Origin of the sequence: Kitasatospora sp. NPDC097643 (assembly GCF_040302625.1) — a bacterium.
Taxonomy (GTDB): domain Bacteria; phylum Actinomycetota; class Actinomycetes; order Streptomycetales; family Streptomycetaceae; genus Kitasatospora.
On sequence record NZ_JBEOSA010000027.1, the window covers coordinates 95,486 to 102,460 of the forward strand.

At 75.4% G+C, this 6,975-nt stretch carries 8 protein-coding genes; 3 read left to right on the forward strand and 5 right to left on the reverse strand.

What is annotated here, in order from left to right:
- Positions 1–63: 63 nt before the first annotated feature.
- Positions 64–963: a LysR family transcriptional regulator gene (locus tag ABTY15_RS19155; RefSeq protein ID WP_350591702.1), complete on the reverse strand. Its 900-nt coding sequence runs from the start codon at positions 961–963 to the stop codon at positions 64–66.
- Positions 964–1,085: 122 nt separating this feature from the next.
- On the opposite strand from ABTY15_RS19155, the gene ABTY15_RS19160 reads away from it, so the two are divergent.
- A complete protein-coding gene (locus ABTY15_RS19160) occupies positions 1,086–1,865 on the forward strand; it encodes a CTP synthase C-terminal region-related (seleno)protein (RefSeq protein ID WP_350591710.1) in 780 nt (259 codons plus the stop codon).
- 6 nt (positions 1,866–1,871) lie between these two features.
- On the opposite strand, the gene ABTY15_RS19165 is transcribed toward ABTY15_RS19160, so the two are convergent.
- Positions 1,872–2,414, reverse strand: a complete 543-nt coding sequence (locus tag ABTY15_RS19165) for a GNAT family N-acetyltransferase (protein WP_350591719.1) — start codon at positions 2,412–2,414, stop codon at positions 1,872–1,874.
- 124 nt (positions 2,415–2,538) lie between these two features.
- On the opposite strand from ABTY15_RS19165, the gene ABTY15_RS19170 reads away from it, so the two are divergent.
- Complete coding sequence (locus tag ABTY15_RS19170) at positions 2,539–3,789, forward strand: sensor histidine kinase (RefSeq protein ID WP_350591731.1); 1,251 nt, start codon at positions 2,539–2,541, stop codon at positions 3,787–3,789.
- On the opposite strand, the gene coaE is transcribed toward ABTY15_RS19170, so the two are convergent.
- A complete protein-coding gene (gene coaE, locus ABTY15_RS19175) occupies positions 3,790–4,392 on the reverse strand; it encodes a dephospho-CoA kinase (protein WP_350591744.1) in 603 nt (200 codons plus the stop codon).
- Between the two features lie 136 nt (positions 4,393–4,528).
- Positions 4,529–5,170, reverse strand: coding sequence for an MBL fold metallo-hydrolase (locus ABTY15_RS19180; RefSeq protein WP_350591753.1), 642 nt, complete (start codon positions 5,168–5,170; stop codon positions 4,529–4,531).
- 63 nt (positions 5,171–5,233) lie between these two features.
- On the opposite strand from ABTY15_RS19180, the gene ABTY15_RS19185 reads away from it, so the two are divergent.
- Positions 5,234–5,665, forward strand: coding sequence for a MarR family winged helix-turn-helix transcriptional regulator (locus ABTY15_RS19185; RefSeq protein WP_350591767.1), 432 nt, complete (start codon positions 5,234–5,236; stop codon positions 5,663–5,665).
- Positions 5,666–5,697: 32 nt separating this feature from the next.
- Here ABTY15_RS19185 and ABTY15_RS19190 read toward each other — a convergent pair.
- Positions 5,698–6,975, reverse strand: a 1,278-nt coding sequence (locus tag ABTY15_RS19190) for an MMPL family transporter (protein ID WP_350591779.1), incomplete at its 5' end; no start/stop codon positions are given.

Genomic DNA, 6,975 nt, shown 5'->3' on the forward strand with positions numbered 1-6,975 from the left:
CACCGCCCGCACGACCGCCGTCAGACCCCTGACGTGAACGCCCGGTGACCACACCGGGGCAGCTCACCCGGCCGCCGCCGACCCACCGTCCAGCAGCGAGGCCAGCAGCGCCGCCGGCCCCTCCGGCAGGCTGCCGTGGACGAGTTCGGTGCGGTGCACCAGCCGCGGCGCCCCGACCGGGACGGCCACGACCCCGGGCGCCCCGGCGAGCACGGACGCCGGGAGCACGGTGAGCCCGTGCCCGGTGGCGACCAGGGCGAGCAGGCCGTGGACGTCGGTCCCCCGGTAGCGGGTGGCGGGGCGGAAGCCCTCGACGCCGGCTGTGGCGCGCAGCCGGGCCGTGGTGGGGGCGAGGTCGGGTGCGTCGAGCCAGCGCGCGGCGGAGAGGTCGGCGAGCGCGATGCCCGTCCGCCCCGCCAGCGGGTGCCCGGCCGGGAGGGCGACCGCGACGGGCTGCTCGTCGACGGCGACGGTGCTGAGCGGGCCGACCTCGGGCAGCGGCAGCGGATCGCTGGGGGCGGCGAGGCCGTCGATCAGCGCGAGGTCGACCTCACCGGTGGCGACCAGCGCGGGCAGCGCGTCCTGGGCGAGGACCCGGACGACCAGCTCGACCCCCGGGTACGACCGGCGTACCTCGCCCAGCGCACGCCCCAGCGCCGCCCCGACCGCCAGCGGGGTGGCCCCGAGGAGCAGGCGGGCACTCGGGGTGCCGGCCAGGCGCGCGACGTCGGCGCGCGCCGCGTCCAGGCGGAGCAGCAGCGGGGCGGCGTGTTCCAGCAGCCGCGCGCCCGCCTCGGTCGGGCCGACCGGGCGGCGGTGGAGCAGCGCGGCGCCGAGGTCGGTCTCCAGGGCGGCGATCTGCTGGGAGACGGCCGACTGGGTGTAGCCGAGCTCCCGGGCGGCCTCGGAGAAGGAGGCGAGGCGGGCGACGGTCACAAAGGTGCGCAGCTGCTGCGGGTCCACGGCGGTCCGGTACTCCCTCTCGACATCACGACATCACGGCCGGAAACGACATCACGCCATCTGATCGACGAGTAAGAAATCATCGTTGGCGCTGATCTCGGGTCCCGGGTCAGGATAGCCGCATGACCTACCTGACCCCCCGGATCGCCCTGGTCGGCGACCGCTCCCCCGCCGTCCGCTCGCACGCCCGCATCCCCGGTCTGCTCGACGCGCTCGCCGAGCGCGACCAGCTCGTCCTGGACGCGTACTGGATCCCCAGCGAGGACGCCGAGTTGCCCGGCGCGCTGGACGGCTTCGACGCGATCTGGCTGCTGCCGGGCAGCCCGTACCGCAGCGAGGCGGGCGCGCTGGCCGCCGTCCGGACCGCCCGCGAGCGCCTGATCCCCTTCCTCGGCACCTGCGCCGGGTTCCAGCACGCCGTGCTGGAGTACGCCCGCGACGTCTGCGGCCTGGCCGGGGCCGCCCACGGCGAGCAGGACCCGGACCGCGACGAGCTGGTGATCGTGCCGATGGCCTGCTCGCTGGTCGGGCACGAGGGCGCGGTGGAGATCGCCCCGGGCAGCCTCGCCGAGCGCGTCTTCGGCACCACCCGCACCCTGGAGCGCTACCACTGCGCGTACGGGCTGAACGCCGACTACCTGGACCGGCTGGAGGCCCACGGGCTGCGGTTCAGCGGCGCGGACGACTCCGGCCAGCCGCGGGTCCTGGAGCTGGCGGAGCACGAGCACCCGTTCTTCCTCGCCTCGCTGTTCCAGCCGGAGCTGTCCGGCGACGGCACCCGCCCGCACCCGGCGATCCGCGCCCTGGCCGCCGCCGCGGCCGCCCACGCGAACGCCGTCACCACCGTGGGCCACCCGAACACCGTCACCACCGTCGACCACGCGAACGCCGTCACCGTCTGAGAGCGGCTACATCGGCAACGACCGCAGCCGCACCGGCCCCTCCGGCCACTCGGCGCCGGGCACCAGCGGCGCCCACATGGTGCGCATCGGCATCGTCGCCAGCCGCCCCTCCGGCTGTTCGACCGTCACCTCCGGCTCCACCTCACGGAACCCGAGCCCCCGGTAGAACGGGACCAACGGCGGGCGGCAGAACAGCAGCGCATGGCGGTGGCCGAGCGAGCGCGCGTGGTCGAGGGCGGTCCCGACCACCGCGCGGGCGAGGCCGCCGCCGCGCCGGTCGAGGGCGACGCAGACGCCGCCGACGCCGATCGCCTGGAAGTCGGTGCCGCCGACGGTGAGCGGGGCGGGCAACAGACCGGTGTGCGCGAGGAGTCGGCCGTCGGTGGCCCGGATGCCGAAGTGGATCTCCTTGGTCAGCCAGGTCAGCCCGGCGTAGGCGACGCCGTACGGGTCGTCGCCGGGGCCGAGGATCTCCTCCTGGTCGGCACGGGTGTACTGCGGCAGCCGTTCGACCACCGGGGCGGGCGGAGCAGCGAAACGATCATCCATCCGGCCATGCTCCCGCCCTGACCGGCCTCCTTTCCAGACCCTTCCCGGCCACTGTGATCCGATGATCATCCCGGGAGAGCCGGGTGATCGTCCCGGAGCGGCCGGGCTGTGGAAGCATGCCCCCATGCGCCAGCCCACCCGCCAGCAGCGGTCCAGGTCCCGGCACTCCGACCGGCCCGGGGCGGCCGACCCCGCCGGCGGGCTGCCCGGGCTGCCGGGGTTGCCGGCGCTACCACCCCTGCCGGCCCGGCTGCCCCGCCCGCTGGTCGACCTCGCGCCGACCGCCCTGGTGCTCCTGGTGCTCGTCCCGCTCGCCGCGAACGACCCCGACCTCGGACCGACCACCTCGGCCCCCGTCAACGCGGGGCTGATGACGGCCGGCGCCCTCGCCCTCGCCGTCCGCCGGCGGTACCCGGAGGCGGTCACCGCGGTCACCCTGCTGAGCGGCCAACTCCCGCTCGCCATCGCCCTCTACGCGCTGGCCGCGCGGCGCGGCGCCACCCTCGCCCTGGGCGTGCTCGCCCTCCTCGCCGAGGCCCGGCTGCTGCTCCCGTTCGACGAGGGCGACCTCACCACCTACTCCGCCCTCGCCAACCTGATCGAGGACCCGGCCGTGTTCGGGGCCGTCCCGCTCGCCCTCGGCCTGGCCGCCCACCAGCGGGCCCGCGCCGTCTCCGCGCTCGCCGAACGCAACCGGCTGCTGGAGGAGGCCCGGCGGCACGCCGAGGAACGCGCCGTCGCCGCCGAACGCGCCCGCCTCGCCCGGGAGATGCACGACATCGTCTCCAACCGGGTCTCGCTGATCACCCTGCACGCCGGCGGCGCCCAACTCGCCACCGCCGACGACCCGGTGGCCGTCCGGGCGACCCTCGGCCTGATCCGCACCCTAGGGCAGCAGGCCCTCACCGAGCTGCGCGGCCTGCTCGGCGTGCTCACCCCGGCCTCCGACCAGGGCCCCTCGCTGCGCGGCCTGGCCGCCCTGGTCGAGGAGTCCCGGCAGGCCGGCCTCGCCGTCGGCCTCACCCTCACCGGCCCGGCCGAGGGCCCGCCCGCCCCCGGCCCCGCCGTGCAGTACGCGGCCTACCGGATCGTCCAGGAGGCACTGACCAACGCGCACAAGCACGCCCCGGCCGCCGAGGTGGCCGTCACCGTCGAGGTCCGGCCGGACGGGCTGCGCCTGGCGGTCGTCAACTCCCCCGACGGCACCGGCGGGGCGCCCGACCTGCCCTCCGGCGGCCACGGCCTGGACGGCATGCGCACCCGCGCCGACGACCTGGGCGGCACCCTGCACGCGGGCCCCACCCCCGACGGCGGCTTCGCCGTCCGGGCCCGCCTGCCACTGGCCGCCACCGCGCCCTCGTCCGCCGCGAACTGATCAGGCCGACGTGCTCCGGGACTTGAGCTCGTCCCACACCTCGGCGACCCGCGGCGCCAGCGCCTCCAGCGGGCCGCTGTTGTCGATCACCAGGTCGGCGATCGCCAGCCGGTCCGCCCGCGCGGCCTGCGCGGCCATCCGGGCCCGGGCCTCCTGCTCGGCCATCCCGCGCAGCCGCACCAGCCGGTCGATCCGCACCTCGTCGGCCGCGTCCACCACCACGACCAGGTCGTAGAGCGGGGCCAGCCCGTTCTCCGTGAGCAGCGGCACGTCGTGGACCACGACGGCGTCCGGCGCGGCGGCGGCCTCCAGTTCGGCGGAGCGGGCCCGCACCAGCGGGTGGACGATCGCGTTCAGCGCCGTCAGCCGCTCCGGGTCGGCGAAGACGATCGCGCCGAGCGCCGGACGGTCCAGCGCCCCGTCCTCGCGCAGCACGCCGGGCCCGAACTCGGCCACCACGGCCGCCAGTCCGTCCGTCCCGGGCGCGACCACCTCGCGGGCGATCACGTCGGAGTCCACGATCACCGCGCCGTGCGCGGCGAACAGCCGGGACACCTCGCTCTTGCCCGCGCCGATCCCGCCCGTCAGTCCGATCTTCAGCATGCGGCCAGGCTACCGGCGCCCGGCGGCCCCGGTCAGCCGGGCTCCGAGGTCAGCCCGGCCCCGGGCCCAACCTGGCGGCCCCGGTCAGCCCGGCCCCGTGGCCGGCGCGGTGGCCCCGGTCAGCCCGGCCCCGAGGTCAGCCCAGCTCCAGGCTCTCCCCTTCTCGCAGCACCCTCACCTCCGCCCCCGTCCCCGGGCCGCCCGGCCCGACCAGGTGGGTGTGCACGGCGAAGCCGGCCGGGCTGAGCACCGCGTCGTGGACCGGCACCGCCTGGCGCGGGCCGGCCTCCCGGACGTAGTCGACCAGCTCGGACACCTTGCTCCACGGCGCGGCGATCGGCAGCAGCAGGGTGTCCACCGCGTGCGGCGGCACGGTCAGGGCGTCGCCGGGGTGGAAGAGTCGACCGTCGAAGAGGAAGCCGATGTTCCTGACCAGCGGGATGTCCGGGTGGATCACCGCGTGCCACTCGCCGTGCACCGACACCTCCATCCCGCCGAGCTCGAAGGCGTCTCCCTCGCCGACCACCGCGACCCGCCCCCCGACTCCCTCCAGTTGCGCCGCCACCGCCGTGTTGGTCCACACCCGCAGCGCCGGGTCGGCCTCCAGCGCGGCCCGCAGCCCGGCCTCCTCGAAGTGGTCCATGTGCTCGTGGGTGATCAGGACGGCGTCGGCCCCGGCGAAGACCGCGGGGTCGGTGAACATCCCGGGGTCGACGACCACGGTGGTGCCGTCGTGCTCCAGACGTACGCAGGCATGTCCGTACTTGGTGATCCTCATACCACCAAACAATACAGCAAGGCTGCACAGTCTTGCTGTAGGAATTTCGGATAGACTTCCCCCATGCCCAGCAGCGCACCGCACCCGGACACCCTGGAACTCGCCGCCGACCTGCGCGCCGCCCTCGGCGGCCTGGCCCGCGCGCTACGCTCCACCGACGAGCTGCCACAGAACCAGGCCGCCGTACTCGGTCTGCTGGTCCGCGACGAACGCGTCTGCACCATCGCCGAACTGGCCGAGCTCCAGCGCGTCCGCCACCAGTCGATGGCCCGCACCATCGCGCTGATGACCGAGGCCGGGCTGGTCACCCTGCAACGCCACCCCACCGACGGCCGCAAGCAGTTGGTCACCGCCACCGAGGCCGGCCAGGCCGCGCTCCTGGAGCAGCGCGCCCGCCGCGAGGCCCGGATCGCCGCCGCCATCGAGGCCCGCCTCACCCCCGAGGAGCAGTCCCAGCTGCGCACCGCCGTCGCCCTGCTGGCCCGCCTGCGCTGAACCCCGGCAACTCCCGGCCGAGCGGACCCGCCCTACGCCCCCGACCCCACCAGTTCCTTGGCCTCCGGCCGGGGCGCCGGGATCACCGCCGGCTCGATGGCCGGCAGCTCGACGTGCTCGCTCAGCCCGAAGCGCCGGTGCAGGCGCCGCAGCGGCGCGGGGGCCCACCAGTTGAACTCGCCGAACAGGGTCATCGCGGCCGGCACCAGCAGACAGCGCACCAGGGTGGCGTCGACCGCGACGGCGACGGCCAGCGCGATGCCCATCTGCTTGACCATGAGCATGTCCCCAAGGGCGAAGCCGGCGAAGACGATCACCATCAGCAGCGCCGCCGAGGTGATGATCCGACCGCTGCGTTGCACGCCCAGCTCCACCGCCTCGGTACAGCTGTACCCGCGCGAGTGCAGTTCCTTGATCCGGGCGAGCAGGAACACCTCGTAGTCCATCGACAACCCGAAGGCGAAGGCGAACACCAGCACCGGGATGAAGGTCTCCAGCCCGCCCGTCGGGCTGAACCCGAGCATCCCGCTGAACCAGCCGTCCTGGAACACCAGGGTGAGCGCGCCGAGCGAGGCGCCCAGCGAGAGCAGGTTCATCAGCAGCGCCTTGACCGGCATCACCACCGAGCCGGTCATCAGGAAGAGCAGCACGAGCGTGCCCGCCGCCACCAGGCCGAGCGCCCAGGGCCCGCGCGACATCAGCTCGTTCTTGAAGTCCACCACCGAGGCCGCGCCGCCGGTGACGTAGGTCTTGAGGCCCCCGCGGTCGGCCCGCAGCTCCTCGACCACCTTCTTCGCCGGCCCGCCCTGCGGGTCACCGTGGACGAGCACGTCGATGGTGGAGACCGAGTCGGTGACCGGGGTCACCGCCCGCACCCCGCTCACCCCGGGCAGCTTGGCGACGACCTCGTCCGCGTACGCCTGGGCGACCGGCGCCCCGCCCTCGACCACGACGGTGATCGGCGCGGCGGAGGCCTGCGGGAAGCGGTGGTCGATCGTCTCGGCGACCTGCCGCCCGGCCGAGGAGGCGGGCAGCACGGCGGCGCCGGAGTTGCGCATGTCGGCGTGCAGGAAGGGGGCGCCGGCGGCCACCAGCAGCGCGGTGCAGACCAGCGCGACCGGGACGGCCCGCTTGCGTACTCGACGCACGGTGCGGCTGAAGAAGCCCTCGTCGGGTACCGGCGCGGTCGGCGTCTTGATCCGGGAGCCCGCGAAGCCGAGCAGCGCGGGGACGAGCGTCAGCGCGGCGGCGACGGCGATCACGACCACGCTCACCCCGGCGGCGGCCACCGCGCGCAGCACCGGGCTGGT

What these genes read in the sequence shown, in the direction of transcription:
- ABTY15_RS19160 (WP_350591710.1), top strand. Translation starts at nt 1,086, where the DNA reads ATGACCTACCTGACCCCCCGGATCGCCCTGGTCGGCGACCGCTCCCCC.
- ABTY15_RS19165 (WP_350591719.1), bottom strand. Translation starts at nt 2,414, where the DNA reads ATGGATGATCGTTTCGCTGCTCCGCCCGCCCCGGTGGTCGAACGGCTG.
- ABTY15_RS19170 (WP_350591731.1), top strand. Translation starts at nt 2,539, where the DNA reads ATGCGCCAGCCCACCCGCCAGCAGCGGTCCAGGTCCCGGCACTCCGAC.
- coaE (WP_350591744.1), bottom strand. Translation starts at nt 4,392, where the DNA reads ATGCTGAAGATCGGACTGACGGGCGGGATCGGCGCGGGCAAGAGCGAG.
- ABTY15_RS19180 (WP_350591753.1), bottom strand. Translation starts at nt 5,170, where the DNA reads ATGAGGATCACCAAGTACGGACATGCCTGCGTACGTCTGGAGCACGAC.
- ABTY15_RS19185 (WP_350591767.1), top strand. Translation starts at nt 5,234, where the DNA reads ATGCCCAGCAGCGCACCGCACCCGGACACCCTGGAACTCGCCGCCGAC.